Origin of the sequence: Mycobacterium szulgai, from assembly GCF_002116635.1 — a bacterium.
Lineage (GTDB): Bacteria > Actinomycetota > Actinomycetes > Mycobacteriales > Mycobacteriaceae > Mycobacterium > Mycobacterium szulgai.
Window position 1 is genome coordinate 1 of the sequence record NZ_LQPW01000153.1, and the last position, 15,398, is coordinate 15,398.

Consider the following 15,398-nt stretch of genomic DNA (forward strand, 5'->3'; position numbering starts at 1 on the left):
TGGCAACGGGGGCGCTGCGCTTGGGTACGGGGGCGCCGGCGGGACCGGCGGGGCCGGCGGCATCGGTGGTAGCGGGTTCAACGGCTTTGCAGGTGGGGAGGGCGGACACGGCGGCATGGGCGGTGACACCCGGCTTATCGGACCAGGTGGTGCCGGTGGCGGCGGTGGTGTCGGCGGCCAGGGTGGCGGCGCGGTGGCTCAGCCGTTCGACGGCGGCATCGGCCGCAACGGTAACGGCGGCGCCGGCGGCGACGGCGGTGCCGGAGGCGCGGGCGGGCTCGCCTCCGCGTACTTGGGAAGCGGCAACTTCCTGCAGCACAGCGGCGGTGACGGCGGTAACGGCGGTGCTGGCGGTGCCGCCGGCGTCAGCATTTACCAGGGCGCCGAGCCCGGCACCGGCGGCGTCGGGGGCACCGGTGGTGCGGGCGGGCAGCGCTACGGCATGTCCGGGCTACCGGGTTCGGACAACCTCGCCAAAGCTGCGGCCACGGTTGTGCAGGCCGTGCAATCCGGCCAGCCCGCACTGCTGGCACAGGCCGCACAATCGGTTCAGCCGCATTTGCTGGTACAGACCGGTGCCATCGGTGCGGCCGGTGGTCCGCCCGTCGCCGAGGATCTGCCGCTTTGGGGCCATGGTGGCAACGGGGGCGCTGCGCTTGGGTACGGGGGCGCCGGCGGGACCGGCGGCCTGGGCGCCGGTAGGTAGCCCGGGCGCGTTTGTCGGGCACCCAATACCGTTGCGATCGGGCTGATTCTCACGGGTGAATTCCGCGTAGCCGGTTGTTAAGATCCACCACGATTTCGGATCTGGCAGCAAATTCCATCCCGCGAAAACCGAGGAGACTGGCGTGACGGTTACCGATGACTACCTGGCCAACAACGCCGAATATGCCGGCGGCTTCCAAGGGCCGTTGCCGCTGCCGCCAAGCAAGCACATCGCGGTGTTGGCGTGCATGGATGCCCGGATCGACGTCTACCGTGTGCTCGGCATCAAAGAGGGCGAGTCACACGTGATCCGCAACGCCGGCGGCGTGGCCACCGACGACGCTATTCGCTCGCTTGCCATCAGCCAGCGGTTGCTGGGCACCCAGGAGATCATCCTGATTCACCACACCGACTGCGGGATGCTGACATTCACCGACGACGACTTCAAGCGCAGCATCCAGGACGAGACCGGAATCAAGCCGCCGTGGGCGGCCGAGGCGTTCCCCGATATCGCCGAGGACGTCCGGCAGTCGTTGCGGCGCATCGAAAACAGTCCGTTTGTGACCAAGCATGTGTCGTTGCGCGGGTTCATCTTCGACGTCGCCTCCGGCAAACTCGAAGAGGTCACGCTGTAGTTCTTTTCACGCTGTAGTTCTTCTCGCGCTGTCTCGCGTCGGCGAGACAGCAGCCAGGCACACCCGCCGCGGCGTGTCGTGTGCCTGGTTTCTGTGTCGCGATGTCTGTCGGCCCACCTTGACAGGTGGCGCCTTGGCCAATGGTTTCTCAATCGAACCGTCATTGACACGGCCCATTCTGGCTGGTTCTATGGCAGGTAATGATGGCAAACTTGGTCAATTCGGCCAACTTTACTGAGAAATATTAAGGAAGCAGATGACCGGCACCGTGACAGTCGGCCCCGCGGCCGGGCAGTACGAGTTGAGCCATTTGCGCTCGCTGGAAGCCGAGGCGATCCACATCATCCGCGAGGTCGCCGCTGAATTCGAGCGGCCGGTGTTGTTGTTCTCCGGCGGCAAGGATTCGATCGTCATGCTGCACTTGGCGCTCAAGGCGTTTCGGCCGGGGCGGCTGCCGTTTCCGGTGATGCACGTCGACACCGGTCACAATTTCGATGAGGTAATCGCCACGCGCGACGAGCTGGTGGCCGAATCGGGCGTGCGGCTGGTGGTGGCGTCGGTGCAGGACGACATCGACGCCGGCCGGGTGGTCGAGACGATCCCGTCGAGGAACCCGATCCAGACCGTGACGTTGCTGCGCGCCATCGGCGAGAACAGGTTCGACGCGGCATTCGGGGGAGCGCGGCGCGACGAGGAGAAGGCGCGGGCTAAAGAGCGCGTGTTCAGCTTCCGCGACGAATTCGGGCAATGGGACCCCAAGGCCCAGCGGCCCGAGCTGTGGAACCTCTACAACGGCCGCCATCACAAGGGTGAGCACATCCGGGTGTTCCCGCTGTCCAACTGGACCGAGTTCGACATCTGGTCCTACATCGGAGCGGAGAAGGTTCCGTTGCCCTCAATCTATTTCGCCCACCGGCGCAAGGTATTTGAACGCGACGGGATGCTGCTGGCCGTGCACCGGCACATGCAGCCGCGGGCCGGCGAGGAGGTCTTCGAGAAGACGGTGCGATTCCGCACTGTCGGCGACGTCACCTGCACCGGTTGCGTGGAGTCCGACGCCGCCACTGTCGCCGAAGTCATCGCCGAGACCGCGGTGTCGCGGCTGACCGAACGCGGCGCGACCCGCGCCGACGACCGCATCTCCGAGGCAGGGATGGAAGACCGTAAGCGGCAGGGGTACTTCTGATGACTGCATCTGCTACGACCCTGTTGCGGCTCGCTACGGCCGGCTCCGTAGACGATGGCAAATCCACCTTGATCGGGCGACTGCTCTACGACTCCAAGGCGGTGATGGAGGACCAGTGGGCGTCGGTGGAGCAGACGTCGAAGGATCGCGGTCACGACTACACCGACCTGGCGCTGGTCACCGACGGGCTGCGGGCCGAACGCGAACAGGGCATCACCATCGATGTCGCCTACCGCTATTTCGCCACTCCCAAGCGGAAATTCATCATCGCCGACACCCCGGGGCACATCCAGTACACCCGCAACATGGTGACCGGCGCTTCCACCGCCCAGCTGGTGATCGTTCTCGTCGACGCCCGGCACGGCTTGCTCGAGCAGTCCCGCCGGCACGCTTTTCTGGCGTCGCTGCTGGGCATCCGCCACTTGGTGCTCGCGGTCAACAAGATGGACCTGATCGATTGGGACCAAACGAAATTCGAAGAGATCCGCGACGAGTTCCATGCCTTCGCCGCCCGCCTGGACGTGCAGGACGTCACCTCCATCCCGCTTTCCGCGCTCAATGGCGACAATGTGGTGACCAAGTCCGACGTGACCCCGTGGTACGAGGGTCCGGCGTTGCTGACTCACCTCGAAGAGGTGTACATCGCCGGTGACCGCAACCTGGTCGACGTGCGGTTCCCGGTGCAGTACGTCATCCGGCCACACACCCTCGAGCATCAGGACCATCGCAGCTACGCGGGCACGGTGTCCAGCGGTGTGATGCGTCCGGGTGACGAGGTGGTCGTGTTGCCGATCGGCAAGACCACCAAGATCACCGCAATCGAGGGCGCGACCGGCCCTGTGGCAGAAGCCTTTCCGCCGATGGCCGTCTCGGTGAGCCTGGCTGATGAGATCGACATATCCCGCGGCGACATGATCGCCCGTACCAACAACCAGCCCAGGGTCACCCAGGAATTCGACGCGACCGTGTGCTGGATGGCCGATTCCGCGGCGCTCGAGCCGGGACGTGACTACGTCATCAAGCACACCACCCGCACCACCCGTGCCCGGGTGACCGCCCTCGACTACCGGCTCGATGTCAACACCCTGCACCGCGACAAGAGCGCAACGGCGCTGAAACTCAATGAACTTGGCCGCATCTCGTTGCGTACCCAGGTGCCGCTGCTGCTCGACGAGTACACCCGCAACGCCAGCACCGGCTCGTTCATCCTCATCGACCCCGACACCAACGGAACGGTGGCGGCCGGCATGGTGTTGCGCGACGGCACGGCCCGCACCGCTAGCCCGAACACGGTGCGGCACAAATCGCTTGTGACCGCGGCAGATCGGGCGTGCCGCGGCCGGACCATCTGGCTGACCGGCCTTTCCGGTGCCGGAAAGTCGTCGGTGGCCATGCTGGTGGAGCAGAAGCTGCTCGAAAGCGGTATTCCCGCTTACGTTCTCGACGGCGACAACCTTCGGCACGGCCTGAACGCCGATCTCGGGTTCAGCATGGCCGATCGTGCGGAGAACCTGCGCCGCCTGGCGCACGTGGCGACGCTGCTCGCCGACTCCGGTCAAATCGTGCTGGTGCCCGCTATCAGCCCGCTCGACGAGCACCGGGAGATGGCCCGAAAGGTCCACGCGGACGCCGGATTCGAGTTTTTCGAGGTGTTCTGCGATACGCCGCTGCAGGAGTGTGAGCGCCGTGACCCCAAGGGGCTCTACGCCAAAGCGCGCAAAGGCGAGATCACCCACTTCACCGGTATCGACAGCCCGTATCAGCGGCCCAAGAATCCAGATCTGCGACTCACCCCTGAGCTGTCGTTAGACGAGCAGGCCGACGCCGTCATCGACCTGCTGGGGCCGCGGTCGTAGCGTCTGGCCACAGCAAACTCGCAGCGCCGTGGTGGCACAATCGGTGACCATGCGGATGTCGGCCAAAGCGGAGTACGCGGTGCGGGCGATGATCCAGCTGGCCACCGCCGACAGCGGCACCCTGGTCAAGACCGATGATTTGGCGCAGGCACAAGGCATCCCGCCGCAGTTTCTGGTCGACATTCTGACCAATCTGCGCACCGATCGGCTGGTCCGCAGCCACCGCGGCCGCGAGGGCGGCTACGAACTGGCCCGGCCGGGGCACGAGATCAGCATCGCCGATGTGCTGCGCTGTATCGACGGGCCACTGGCCAGCGTCCGCGACATCGGGTTGGGTGACCTGCCCTATTCCGGGCCCACCGTGGCCTTGACCGACGTGTGGCGGGCGCTGCGGGCCAGCATGCGGTCGGTGCTGGAGGAAACCACCTTGGCTGACGTTGCCGGCGGGGCCTTACCCGAACACGTGGCGCAACTCGCAGACGCCTATCGGGAACAGGAGAGCAAGCGCCACGGCGCCGCCCGCGGCGACTGACTTTTGTCCGGCGACCTGCCTGCGCCGGCTAGCCCGAGCCGTAAGGGCGCGTGAGGATCTCCATGGCGTGCCCGCCCGGATCGCGGAAATACACGCCGCGGCCGCCGTCTCTGGTGTTGATCTCGCCGGGGCGTTCGGCCCGTGGATCCGCCCAATGCGCCAAGCCGCGTGAGGTGATCTTGCCGTAGATCGCGTCGAACTCTTCGTCGGAAACCAGGAACGCATAATGCTGTGGCCTGATCTCGTCGCCGTCGCGGACGTCGGCGTAATCCAAGCTGGCGCCATGTTCGAGCGTGACGACCAGGAAATGCCCGAACGGTTGCGGGCTGGGCAGACCGAACAGCTCAGCGAGGAACTCCGCGGACTCCCGCTTGTCGTGCGACGCGACGATTGTGTGGTTGAAACTGATGCCCATCTGCTTCCCTTCTGCTCGGCGAGCGTGCCTGTCTGTGCAGTGACACGCCGCTACGGCTGTCATTCTGTGCACGCTCGCGGCCCACGCCGCGCTTACTTCGGGGCGGTGAGCTCGAGAGCGATGTTGTCGGGGTCGCGGAATTCCAGAATGTAGGACGGCCCAATGTCTTTGACCGGTTCATGCACGATACCGAGATCGTCGAGATGCGTTGCGGCCGCATCCAATTCGGCTTTGCTGCCCATCCGGAACGCGATGTGGTCCAAGCCGGTGCGGTTTTCGTCGAAGCGGTCTGCGCTCACCGGCCGCAGTCCCAGCAGCGCGCCGCCCAGGTCGTAGATGACACCGCCGAACAAGAAGCCCAGCTGGCGCCGGGTTGCTTCGTCGGCGTTCTCGGGAAGCTCGATGAGTACCGGCCAATCGAACACGCTCTCGTAGAACGCGCGGGACCGCTCGATGTCGGTCACGGTGAGCCGGACATGGGCAATGGACGTGCTGATGAGGGCCATCCACTCCATGCTGCCAGAATCGGTTCGTGCGGATTGGGATGACTTTGCCGGTGATGGAGCCTGACGTCGACGCGGCCGTGCTGCATGATTGGGCCCGGGCAATCGATACGGGGCCGTTCTCGTCACTGTGCTGGGGGGAGCGCATCGCGTTCGACAATCCCGACAGTCTCACGCTGCTCGGCGCGCTGGCTTCCTGGACCGACCGGGTGCGGCTGGTGACGACGGTGATCGTGCCCCAGTTGCACGACCCGGTCATGCTGGCCAAGGCGCTGGCAACCGGCGATATGTTGAGCCGCGGCCGGTTGACGGTGGGCATCGGCGTGGGCGGCAGGCACGAGGATTACCACGCCGTCGGCGCTGACCCCAAGACCCAGACGATGCGCGCCATGGCGCAACGCGTGGCGGTGATGAAGCGGGTGTGGGCCGGTGAGAAGACCACCGACTCGGTGCGCCCGGTGGGCCCGATGCCCGTGCAGGCCGGCGGGCCGCAGCTGCTGGTGGGCACTATCGGACCCAAGACCGTGCGCAGCGCCGCGGCGTGGGCCGACGGAATGGCCGGCACCACGCTGGACCTCGACGTCGTCAAGCAGAACGAGCTGTACGACGTGGCACGGACGGCGTGGGCCGAGGCCGGCAAGCCCAAACCCCACCTGGCGACGTCTTTCTGGTTCGCCATCGGATCGCCGGACGAGGCTCGTGCCCAGGTGCATGCCCATCTGCGGCGTTATATGAACTGGATTCCCGCCGAGTATGTCGACGCGATGGCGCCGATGACCGGCTGGGCCGGCAGTGAAGAGGAGCTAACGGCGGTGCTACGACGCTTCGAAGACATCGGCACCGACGAGGTCCACCTGATCCCGACCAGTTCCGACATCGGTCAGCTGCACCGAGCCGCCGAGGTGGCCGCCGAGTTCTAGCTCTGCGCGGGCAGGCCCTTGCGCAGCGTCGCGAGCAGCTCGCGGTGCGGCCCGACCAGGTAGGCGGTGTCACCGGCCTGCAGCCGGGCATCGCGGCGAGGGTGTAGCCGCACGGGTGCGTCCGGCCGGGTGATCGCAATGACCCGGGTCTGGGTGGACAGCTCGAGCATCGGCAGCCCGTCGAGCTCGCTGCCGGCCGCCACATGCATCCCGCCGACCATGAAGGACTGCTGCCCGACCGAAAACGTCCCGAGCACCTGCAGGCCCATCGCGGCGCCGATGAACCACGGTGCCGATAGCTCCACGGTCGAGCGCACATTGTCGAAACCGAAACGGTCGGCCACCGCGCTGCCCAGCCTGCGATCGTAGATCCGCAGGACCACCGGAACATGGGGACGCGAGTTGGTGCTCAACATTTCGCGAAGGACGATCCCGGTCTCGATGTTGACCATGTCGTCCTGGGTGAGCACGGCGACGGCGCGGGCGTGCACGACGCGAGCCGACTCCAGCGTCTGGCGTAATGTTGCGTCGCCGAAGATGACCGGCACGTCGAGTTCGGTCGCCGAGGACAAGTAGCGGTTGTTCTCGTCGAGCTCGATCACCGCGACGTCGTAGCCGGCGGCGATCAGATCGCTGACTACCCGGATGCCGAACGAACCCATCCCGACGACGATGACGTGATTTCGCAGATGACGTGCTCGCCTGCGACCGGCCGAGTTCGCGAAGCGTCGGGAGAGCAAGAGGTCGGCGACGAAAGCGACGAGGACCGCGGTGGTGATCACGCCGGCAAACATCAGCGAGATGGAAAACAATCGCAGCCAAGTGGGCTGGTGGCTGAAACTGAAGTCCCCGTAGCCCACCGTCGCGATCGTCTCGGTACTGAAGTACAACGCGTCGATCCACGTCATACCGGGCAGCTGATAGCAGACGCGCAACAGGATCGTCGATCCGATCAGCAGGATCAACATGGCTGCCACCGCGCGATAAAACATCGGGTTCACGTCGTCGCGCACCGTGCGTACGGAGTCGAAGATGCGCCGCAGCCGGGGACGATGGTAGCGCTTCGCCGCCGGCCGGGGCAGCTTGATGCCGCGAGCGGCCAACTCGTCTTTGGTGCCGATCATCGCGGTCCAGTCGCCGGCATGCACCGTCAGATCGCGGCCCGGGCAGGTGACCACCTCACCTGGGCTGGGGGAATTCTTGCCGTGGATCACTGCCACGGGTGCCAGGTCGCCGTAGATCTCGCGCAGGGTCGCGCTTCGCGGTGCCTCGGCGCCCGAGACCACGAACTCGATGCCGGCCGCCTCGAATGGGTGGGTGTTGTCCGACAGGCACGCCTCGACCACCGAGGGCGCGGCGAGGTCGGCGACGTCCAGGATGGCGCCGGGCCCGTTGTCGGCGGCCATCGCTTCGCGCAGCACGTCGTTGGCCAGTCGCGCCACCACCCGCACCCGCGAGTTGACTTTCCTTGCCAACAAAGCGATTTCGAGGTTTTGCGCATCGTCGTCCCCGGCGCAGATGATGGCGCTCGCGGGGGCCAGGTCGGCGTCGGCGAGCTCGTCGCCGGACAGCTTGACGATGTCCTCGCCGCCGGCCTGTAGCTCCTCGACGATGGTCGTCGCCAGTGCGTCGTCGCCGCTGACCACGATGTGACGACGCATGGTCATGCGTCCCGGTTGTCCGGCATACACACCCCTTTGTGCTGATCGCTGCTATGACTATCGGGCACCGTACCGATATGTGCCAGTGCAATACTCACGGCATGCCTACCGCCCGGCGCGGCCAACACAGCATCGACATTGCCGCACCCCCCGAACTCGTATACGACCTCATCGCCGACATCAGCCGGATGGGCGAGTGGAGTCCGGAGTGTTACCGCTGCGAGTGGCTGGACGGCGCGACGGCTGCGGCCCCGGGGGAGCGGTTTCGCGGATACAACCGGCTCGGCCTGATGCGCTGGCAGCGAACCGTGGTGATCGACTCCGCCGAGCGTGGTCGCGAATTCGCGTTCACGACAATCAATGACGATGCCGCTCGGGCGGAAACCCGCTGGCGCTACACGATGCGGCCGTCGCCGGCGGGCACGTTGCTCACCGAATCCTTTGAATTCCTATGGTGCTCAGTGCCCAACCGGCTGGCCGAGGTGCTGATCCCGCGGGGACGCCAGGTGAATCGGGGCATCGAGGAGACGCTGCGCCGTATTAAGCGCGCCGCCGAAACGCCGGCCTGAACGGATCAGATGTCGCGATAGGGAACGTTGGAGCGAATGACCTCGGCGCCGGGGTAATTACGCCGTAGATAGCGATACAACGACAGCTCCTTGACGTCGCAGTGCTCGCTGGGTCCCACCAACACCCCGGTGACGGCGCTTCGATCGAACTCGAACCTGACGCGGGGAACCAGGCCGATGCGAGAGGCGGAATAGAACGTCTCCGACGTGTGCGAGATGAGCCGCTGTTCTGCTTCGCCGACGAACTTACGGTGCTTCATCGAGGCTGCCAGCGGAATGATGTGTCGCAGCAGGCGCTGATGAGCGGGCCCGAGGTCGACTGCGGCGCCGATCTTGGCTGCGTCGATCAACTCCTCGACGTGTTCGTCCACCAGCTGTGCCACTCGGGCGCTCTGTTTTGCCGGCAGGTACTCCACCGGATGCAGCTCGGGTAACGGCGCGGTTGCTGAGATCGGCAGGTCGCCGGCAACGGTGGCTTGCCGGACCGATTCCTCCATGACCGCGCTGTCGAAGCGAATCGCGTAGCCGCCGTTCGCGTATCCGCGCCATTGGGACAATTCGTCGCCGAACATCGAGAAGCACGTCACGAAGGGGCCGACGTCTTCTTCCAGCGCATCCTTGGTGCGCAACACATTTCGGCACAGGCCAAGGATTGTCGAGGATCGCACGGGGGACTCCACCTCCTGGCCGTGCGTTTCGATCATTGCGCAGATGGCTTCCATGCCGTACGAGAATTCCTGCGAGTCGTTGAGGTAGGCGACGTGAGTGCCCCAGATGTGGGCTGAGTCGAGAATGCCCTTGAGGCCTCTGACGTCGGTGTAGTGGTAGAGACTGCCGTCGCTTTGCCCCAGCGCCGCGGCGCTGCGCGTGTGCACCGACCAGTCGTGTACTTCCTCTGGTGATAGGCCAGGTTCAACAGCATCCGGCATGTCGTTAGTGAAGCACGGGCCGATACTGGCGGCGTGCCTTTTATCGAACGCATCGCCTCCCGCGAGATCTATCGGAGCCCGTGGATGGTTCTGCGCGAGGACGACATCCGCCGCCCGGATGGCAGCCCCGGTATCTACGGGGTAGTGGACAAGCCGACGTATGCCCTGGTGATGCCGTATGACGGGCAGCGCTTTCGGTTGGTCGAGCAGTTCCGTTATCCCGTCGGCGCGCGCCGCTGGGAGTTTCCCCAGGGCACCGCGCCTGGGCTGGCCGATGCCGAGCCCGTTGAGCTGGCCCGGCGCGAGCTGCGTGAGGAGACCGGGCTACACGCGACGACGTTCGAGACGCTCGGCCAGATCGACACCGCGCCGGGGCTGACCAGTCAGCGTGGGTGGGTGTTCTTGGCGACGGGAATCGCCGAAGGGGCAGCTGAGCGCGAGCACGAGGAGCAGGACATGCGCAGTGCGTGGTTCGCGCGCGAAGACGTCGAGGAGATGATGCGCGCGCAGGTGATCGTCGACTCGCAGTCGATCGCTGCCTATGGCCTGTTCCTGTTGCGGAGGCGATGAACTCCGACCTGTCATGTGATGGTGGCCATCAGCGGCCGAAGCGTTTCGAACAGCCGGTGACGATCCCGCAGATAGAAGTGGCCACCCCGAAGCATCTGCACCGAGAAGTCCGCCGTTGTCCGGGAACGCCATTGGTACAAGTCGGATTCGGTGACCAGCGGGTCTTCGCTGCCGCCGAAGACATGGATCGGGCAGGGCAGCTCTGGTGTGTTCGTTTCCTCGTCGGTCAGGCAGAGCCGCAGGTCGTGGCGGGTGGCCGCGACGGCCCGTTCTTGCAGGGTGGGCCATCGCCTCAGTCCCGACGGCATCCCGCCCAGATCAGCGAGGAAGGTGGCGAGCTGGTGGTCGTCGTGCAGATCGACGACGTGAATCGGCGGCCGCAGATGCGGTGGCGCATACGCGGATAGGAAAACCGCCCGCGGTAGGGCCGAACCCGCCGTCGCCCGCAGGCACGTCAACCGGTACGCCAGCAGTGCGCCGAAACTGTGGCCGAAGAACATGTGCGGCTCATCCAGGCTGGATCCCAGCTGATCGTTCACCTCGTCGACGAGGTGGCGCAACGTGGTGAACCGTTCACGGTTGGCGACTTCGACCGCGATCACATCGAAGGCCGGCCGCAACGCCTTGCCCCAGGCGTTGAAAGCCAGCCCACCGCCTCCGGCGTGATGAAAGCAGAACAATCGCACGAATCTCACTATCCGCAGGCCGCTTGGTGAATTCTTGAAGAAACCTTGCGGGGGTTCGGGATCCGGGATCCGGGCGGGATCTGGCGCGGATCGTAGCCGCGCCGATATCTCGTCGCGTCGTCGAACCAACACCATGAAGAAGATGAACACGCGACGGCGCATGCGAGCAGTTGTGGCGCTCGGCGCGGTTGCCGTCGCGGCGTTCGGCGGTCCCACGGTTTGCGTGCGCGCGGCGAGTCCGGCGTGGAACGGCAAGTACTCGCTGGTGAGGTACGCCGTCGACAAATCCGGCAGCAGCGTGGCCGCAAGCCAGCCCGAGCCGACGTTCAGTGCCGACTACGTCTTCGTCACAGCGTGTGCGTCAGGGCAGTGTGTCGCCACCGCGACCAACGGGCCCACGCCAAAAAATCCCACGCTGCCGGTGCCGTCGCACTACGCGTGGGACGGAACGAAATGGGTTGAGCACTTCGATTTCCAGTGGGATTGCTATATGGGCGAAGGGGTTTCGAAGGTTTGGGCGCCGGCACGCTCGTGGGCGTTCTACACGCCGCAGCCAGACGGATCGCTACGGGGCACCTGGCACACCGACATCTCCGGCGGCCCGTGTGGCGGATCGGTTGAAATGCCGGTGGCGGCGTTTCCGGTTGGCCCGCGCTGACGGGCTCCGCTGTGTTCAGGGCGTGGCCGGATCGCTCACGACGTTGGCGGGGTGGTCGATGCGGTGGCGAACCCGCAGTGCGGGCTCCGGCAGCTGCGCCAGCCGGTGCAAAGATTCCTTCGATCGCCAATATGCACCCGCGTAGTCGAGCAGCGAAATCGACGTGACGAGCAAAGCCAGCGCGATCACCACCGACGTAACCGCGCGCCAGCCGACGCTTGGTGGCGGTGCGGCGGCGTAGTAGATCGTCAAAGTCACGATGCAAAGACCCTGAGCAATTCCCTTCAACTTGCCGCTCCACCGCGTTCCGCCGTCGCGGCCCGACCGGCGAAGCGAGAGTTGCCGCACGGTCGAGACGGCGGCATCGCGCGCGATCATCACCGCGAGTAGGGGCGCGGGAAATACGTCGACGCCGAGCAGGGCCACCGCCTCGGTGGTGCGCGCCACGTGATCTACCGTGCTGTCGGCCATCGCGCCCAGCGGCGTCGCCACGCCGAGCCGCCGCGCGAGCTGGCCGTCGAGAACGTCGCTGAGTTCAACGAGCACCGCAAGCACGACCATCGACCATCGCGCCCGGCTGTCGGGGATCTGTGAGCAGACCAAGAACGCAAGCGCGAGGGGGAGCCTGGCCATCGTGACACCGAACACCAGGCGGCGTGCTGTCGTGGTTGACATCCTCAATCGGCCTCCGGGTGCCATGGGCCCTGAGCACACACGATAAGCCTGCGGACCGGGTTTCGGGAGCACTCTGGCGACTTTGCGGTACGCAAGCTCTTTCTTGCGTCAGATACAAGAATTCGTTCCGAAATTTCTACTAGACGCCGCTATACGCCCGGCCTAGCGTGCCGTTGTGACTCAGAAGCGCGTGGTCTTTGCGTTGCCGTGAAAGGAACCCAGATGTCGTCGGTGAGCGTATCGGCGGAAGTGGTGATCGCGGCGGCTCGTGATCTGGTGGGAATAGGCACGTCGATAAGCGAGGCGAACGCGGCTGCTGCGGCGCCGACCAGCATGTTGCTGGCCGCCGGCGGTGATGAAGTATCGGCTGCCGTAGCCGCGTTTTTCCGTGCTCATGCGCACGAATATCAAGCGCTGAGCGATCAGGCCAACCTGTTTCATCAACGGTTTGCGGCGGCGTTGCACGCCGGCGGCGGCACCTATGCCAGCGCGGAAGCCGGCAACCAACAGCTCCTCAACCTGGTGAATGCGCCTGCCCAGGCACTGCTGGGACGCCCGCTGTTCGGCAACGGCGTCAACGGCGCACCAGGCAGCGGAGCCGCCGGCGGGCCCGGCGGATTGTTGTTCGGCAACGGTGGCAACGGTGGGTCCGGAGCGGCCGGCCAAGCCGGCGGTAACGGCGGAAGCGCCGGCTTCCTCGGCAGCGGTGGAGTAGGCGGCGCCGGCGGAGCCGGTGCGGCGGGCGGTATCGGCGGCAACGGTGGCTGGCTGTGGGGCAACGGCGGGACCGGCGGCCAGGGCGGGCTGGGAATTCCCGGCGGCCATGGCGGCCCCGGCGGCCATGGCGGCAGCGCCGGACCGTGGTGGGGTAACGGCGGTGACGGCGGGTCCGGCGGCACGGGCGCACTCGGCGGCCACGGCGGCAATGGCGGATGGTGGTACGGCAACGGCGGCAATGGGGGTCAGGGCGGAGCGGCGGTAGCCGGCGTCAACGGCGGTAACCCCGGCAACGGCGGCGACGGGGGCAACGCCGCCTATCTGATCGGTGCCGGCGGTAACGGGGGACCAGGGGGCAACGGCCTGGCCGGCGCAGACGGCGTCAATCCCGTTGCAACCCCGAACGGCTCAGCGGGCCAAACCGGAACCGGTTACGGCGCCCCGGGTAATCCCGACGGTCAAGACGCCCCCTCCCTGACCGGTGGTAACGGGCAGCCAGGGCCCGCCGCCGCCAATGGTCAGGACGGCGCCCCCGGTGGTGCCGGCGGCTCCGTCTATACCAGCGGTGCTTCTCCGACTGGCGGTAACGGCGCCGATGGGAGCTCCGGCGGTGCCGGTGGCGGCACCGGTGGAGCGGGCGGAGCCGGCGGCGTCGGGAGCATCACCGGCAACACCCCCACTCAATTCGGGGTCAACGCCTTCGGCGGCAACGGGGGCAATGGCGGCAACGGTAGCGGCCCCGGCGGATCGGGCGGGGCTGGAGGCGCGGGCGGCTCGAGCGGCGCATCACAGGGCGACGCGTATGCCGGAGTCGGTGGAAATGGCGGCGACGGCGCGCCCAGCGGCATTGCGGGTGGCAACGGGGGAGCCGGGGCCGCGGGTGGCAATGGTGGTAACGCCGGGCTGCTGTTCGGGGGCGGGGGAGCCGGCGGCCAGGGCGGGACTGGCGGTGCGGGTGGTGCCGGCGCGCCGGGTGGTGCCGGTGGCGATGGGGGAGCCGGCGGCACCGCCGCCGGCGGCTTCAACTCCTACGGCTATCCATACAGCACTGATCCGAATGCTTCCACCGTTTCCGGGGGCCACGGCGGTAACGGAGCCGACGCTCGGAGCCCTGGCGGTAGCGGCGGCGACGGTGGTCCCGGCGGTCATGGCGGCGCAGGCGCACGCTTCATCGGCAACGGCGGGGCTGGTGGTGACGCGGGCATCGGTGGTGCCGGCGGTATCGGCGGCGCCGGGGGAGCGGCCGGCGCCGGCGGACAAGGTGGCAATGCTCAAAGCGGCATTCTTGTTCTCGGTGGCAATGGAGGTGACGGCGGTAACGGGGGAACCGGAGGTAACGGCGGCGATGGCGGCGCGGCCGGCGTGGCCGGTACCGGTGGCCCGGGTGGACTGTTCGGGTCGCCAGGGGCCGACGGCGGCGCCGGTTCCGGCGGTGCCGGTGGTTTCGGCGGCGCGGGCGGCGCCTACGGGGCCGCGGGCGGCGGTGGCAGCGGAAATTTGAACGGCTCCGCGGGGAATATCGGCATGCAAGGCAACGACGGTGCCGCTGGCCAACCGGGCTAAGCGTCCATTACGGGACAGCGCGTGACCGTCGCTGCCGGGTGCGACTGGGCCGCCCGCGCCGCCGGTGCCGCCGATGGCGTTAGCCGGCGCGGAGACCCTTCAGATCTGGCGTTGCGGTGCCCAGTCAGTATTGCGAGCGACGTCAGCTCTGGGCTTTCCGGCGCGACGACGAATGCGGGGACCCTGGTGGGGTCCCCGCATTCCTCGGTTTGGCTCTCTTACCCGCTTACGCAGAGGTGACGTACTGCGGGCAGTAGGCCTCGGCGGCGTCGATGGCGAAGGTCTTGGCGCCCTTGGCGCTCAGGCCGGTGCGCTTAGCGACTCCGTTGATGACCTCGGTGCTCGACTGCCCCTGGTCGAGGCTCTTGCAGACGGTGTGCGCCTCGCTGATAGCGCGAGCGGCGCTCGGCGGGGTGATCCCGTCCGTCTGCAGCTGGGCCAGGAAGGCGTCGTCGGCTGAGCTTGCTCCGGCGGTGCCGGCGAAGCCCAGCGCTGCCAGGCCGAGGGCGGCTGCGGTCAGGGTGGTGCGGGCGATGTTGGCGGTGAAACGGCGAGTGAACATTGGTATCTCCGGTGCTGCTATGAACTGGTGGTGGACGCTGGATTGCGTTAACAAAA

General features: G+C 66.7%; 16 protein-coding genes and 1 pseudogene. 10 read left to right on the forward strand and 7 right to left on the reverse strand.

What is annotated here, in order from left to right; genetic code table 11:
- The 5 genes and pseudogenes from AWC27_RS32890 to AWC27_RS23010 all read left to right on the forward strand — a co-directional run.
- Window positions 1–706, forward strand: a pseudogene (locus AWC27_RS32890) (PE family protein); the annotation flags it as partial.
- A gap of 142 nt (window positions 707–848) precedes the next feature.
- Complete coding sequence (locus AWC27_RS22995) at window positions 849–1,340, forward strand: beta-class carbonic anhydrase (RefSeq protein WP_085672589.1); 492 nt, start codon at window positions 849–851, stop codon at window positions 1,338–1,340.
- 256 nt (window positions 1,341–1,596) lie between these two features.
- Window positions 1,597–2,526, forward strand: a complete 930-nt coding sequence (gene cysD, locus AWC27_RS23000) for a sulfate adenylyltransferase subunit CysD (RefSeq protein WP_085672590.1) — start codon at window positions 1,597–1,599, stop codon at window positions 2,524–2,526.
- Complete coding sequence (gene cysC / locus AWC27_RS23005) at window positions 2,526–4,382, forward strand: adenylyl-sulfate kinase (RefSeq protein WP_085672591.1); 1,857 nt, start codon at window positions 2,526–2,528, stop codon at window positions 4,380–4,382. Before cysD ends, cysC begins: the two co-directional genes overlap by 1 nt.
- Before the next feature lie 49 nt (window positions 4,383–4,431).
- On the forward strand, window positions 4,432–4,914 hold the full coding sequence (locus AWC27_RS23010) for an Rrf2 family transcriptional regulator (protein ID WP_085672611.1): 483 nt from the start codon (window positions 4,432–4,434) through the stop codon (window positions 4,912–4,914).
- 28 nt (window positions 4,915–4,942) lie between these two features.
- Here AWC27_RS23010 and AWC27_RS23015 read toward each other — a convergent pair whose 3' ends face one another.
- On the reverse strand, window positions 4,943–5,329 hold the full coding sequence (locus AWC27_RS23015) for a VOC family protein (RefSeq protein WP_085672592.1): 387 nt from the start codon (window positions 5,327–5,329) through the stop codon (window positions 4,943–4,945).
- A gap of 92 nt (window positions 5,330–5,421) precedes the next feature.
- Entirely contained in the window at window positions 5,422–5,835 is a 414-nt protein-coding gene (locus AWC27_RS23020; RefSeq protein WP_085672612.1) for a VOC family protein, read from the reverse strand.
- 38 nt (window positions 5,836–5,873) lie between these two features.
- Here AWC27_RS23020 and AWC27_RS23025 point away from each other — a divergent pair, with 38 nt between their 5' ends.
- Window positions 5,874–6,752 carry an LLM class flavin-dependent oxidoreductase gene (locus AWC27_RS23025; protein WP_085672593.1) on the forward strand — a complete coding sequence of 293 codons (879 nt, stop codon included), beginning with the start codon at window positions 5,874–5,876 and terminating at the stop codon, window positions 6,750–6,752.
- On the opposite strand, the gene AWC27_RS23030 is transcribed toward AWC27_RS23025, so the two are convergent.
- The gene (locus AWC27_RS23030; protein WP_211281694.1) at window positions 6,749–8,419 is read right to left on the reverse strand and encodes an NAD-binding protein; all 1,671 of its coding nucleotides are present in this window, start codon (window positions 8,417–8,419) and stop codon (window positions 6,749–6,751) included. The two genes, AWC27_RS23025 and AWC27_RS23030, sit on opposite strands and share 4 nt — an antisense overlap.
- Window positions 8,420–8,514: 95 nt before the next feature.
- Here AWC27_RS23030 and AWC27_RS23035 point away from each other — a divergent pair, with 95 nt between their 5' ends.
- Entirely contained in the window at window positions 8,515–8,982 is a 468-nt protein-coding gene (locus AWC27_RS23035; protein ID WP_169726845.1) for an SRPBCC family protein, read from the forward strand.
- A gap of 5 nt (window positions 8,983–8,987) precedes the next feature.
- Here AWC27_RS23035 and AWC27_RS23040 read toward each other — a convergent pair whose 3' ends face one another.
- Window positions 8,988–9,911 (reverse strand): DUF2971 domain-containing protein, encoded by a 924-nt coding sequence (locus AWC27_RS23040; protein WP_139837164.1) that lies wholly within the window; start codon window positions 9,909–9,911, stop codon window positions 8,988–8,990.
- Between the two features lie 84 nt (window positions 9,912–9,995).
- Between AWC27_RS23040 and AWC27_RS23045 the strand changes: the two genes are divergently transcribed.
- A complete protein-coding gene (locus tag AWC27_RS23045; protein WP_211281697.1) occupies window positions 9,996–10,481 on the forward strand; it encodes an NUDIX domain-containing protein in 486 nt (161 codons plus the stop codon).
- 11 nt (window positions 10,482–10,492) lie between these two features.
- Here AWC27_RS23045 and AWC27_RS23050 read toward each other — a convergent pair whose 3' ends face one another.
- Window positions 10,493–11,329 carry a thioesterase II family protein gene (locus tag AWC27_RS23050; protein WP_085672597.1) on the reverse strand — a complete coding sequence of 279 codons (837 nt, stop codon included), beginning with the start codon at window positions 11,327–11,329 and terminating at the stop codon, window positions 10,493–10,495.
- On the opposite strand from AWC27_RS23050, the gene AWC27_RS23055 reads away from it, so the two are divergent.
- Window positions 11,328–11,825 carry an Rv2253 family sensor-like surface protein gene (locus AWC27_RS23055; RefSeq protein ID WP_085672614.1) on the forward strand — a complete coding sequence of 166 codons (498 nt, stop codon included), beginning with the start codon at window positions 11,328–11,330 and terminating at the stop codon, window positions 11,823–11,825. The genes AWC27_RS23050 and AWC27_RS23055 overlap by 2 nt on opposite strands.
- 15 nt (window positions 11,826–11,840) lie before the next feature.
- Here AWC27_RS23055 and AWC27_RS23060 read toward each other — a convergent pair whose 3' ends face one another.
- Entirely contained in the window at window positions 11,841–12,500 is a 660-nt protein-coding gene (locus AWC27_RS23060; protein WP_169726846.1) for a CDP-alcohol phosphatidyltransferase family protein, read from the reverse strand.
- 222 nt (window positions 12,501–12,722) lie between these two features.
- Here AWC27_RS23060 and AWC27_RS23065 point away from each other — a divergent pair, with 222 nt between their 5' ends.
- Window positions 12,723–14,780: a PE family protein gene (locus AWC27_RS23065; RefSeq protein ID WP_085672599.1), complete on the forward strand. Its 2,058-nt coding sequence runs from the start codon at window positions 12,723–12,725 to the stop codon at window positions 14,778–14,780.
- 226 nt (window positions 14,781–15,006) lie between these two features.
- Here AWC27_RS23065 and AWC27_RS23070 read toward each other — a convergent pair whose 3' ends face one another.
- A complete protein-coding gene (locus tag AWC27_RS23070) occupies window positions 15,007–15,342 on the reverse strand; it encodes a DUF732 domain-containing protein (protein WP_085672600.1) in 336 nt (111 codons plus the stop codon).
- Between the last annotated feature and the right edge of the window lie 56 nt (window positions 15,343–15,398).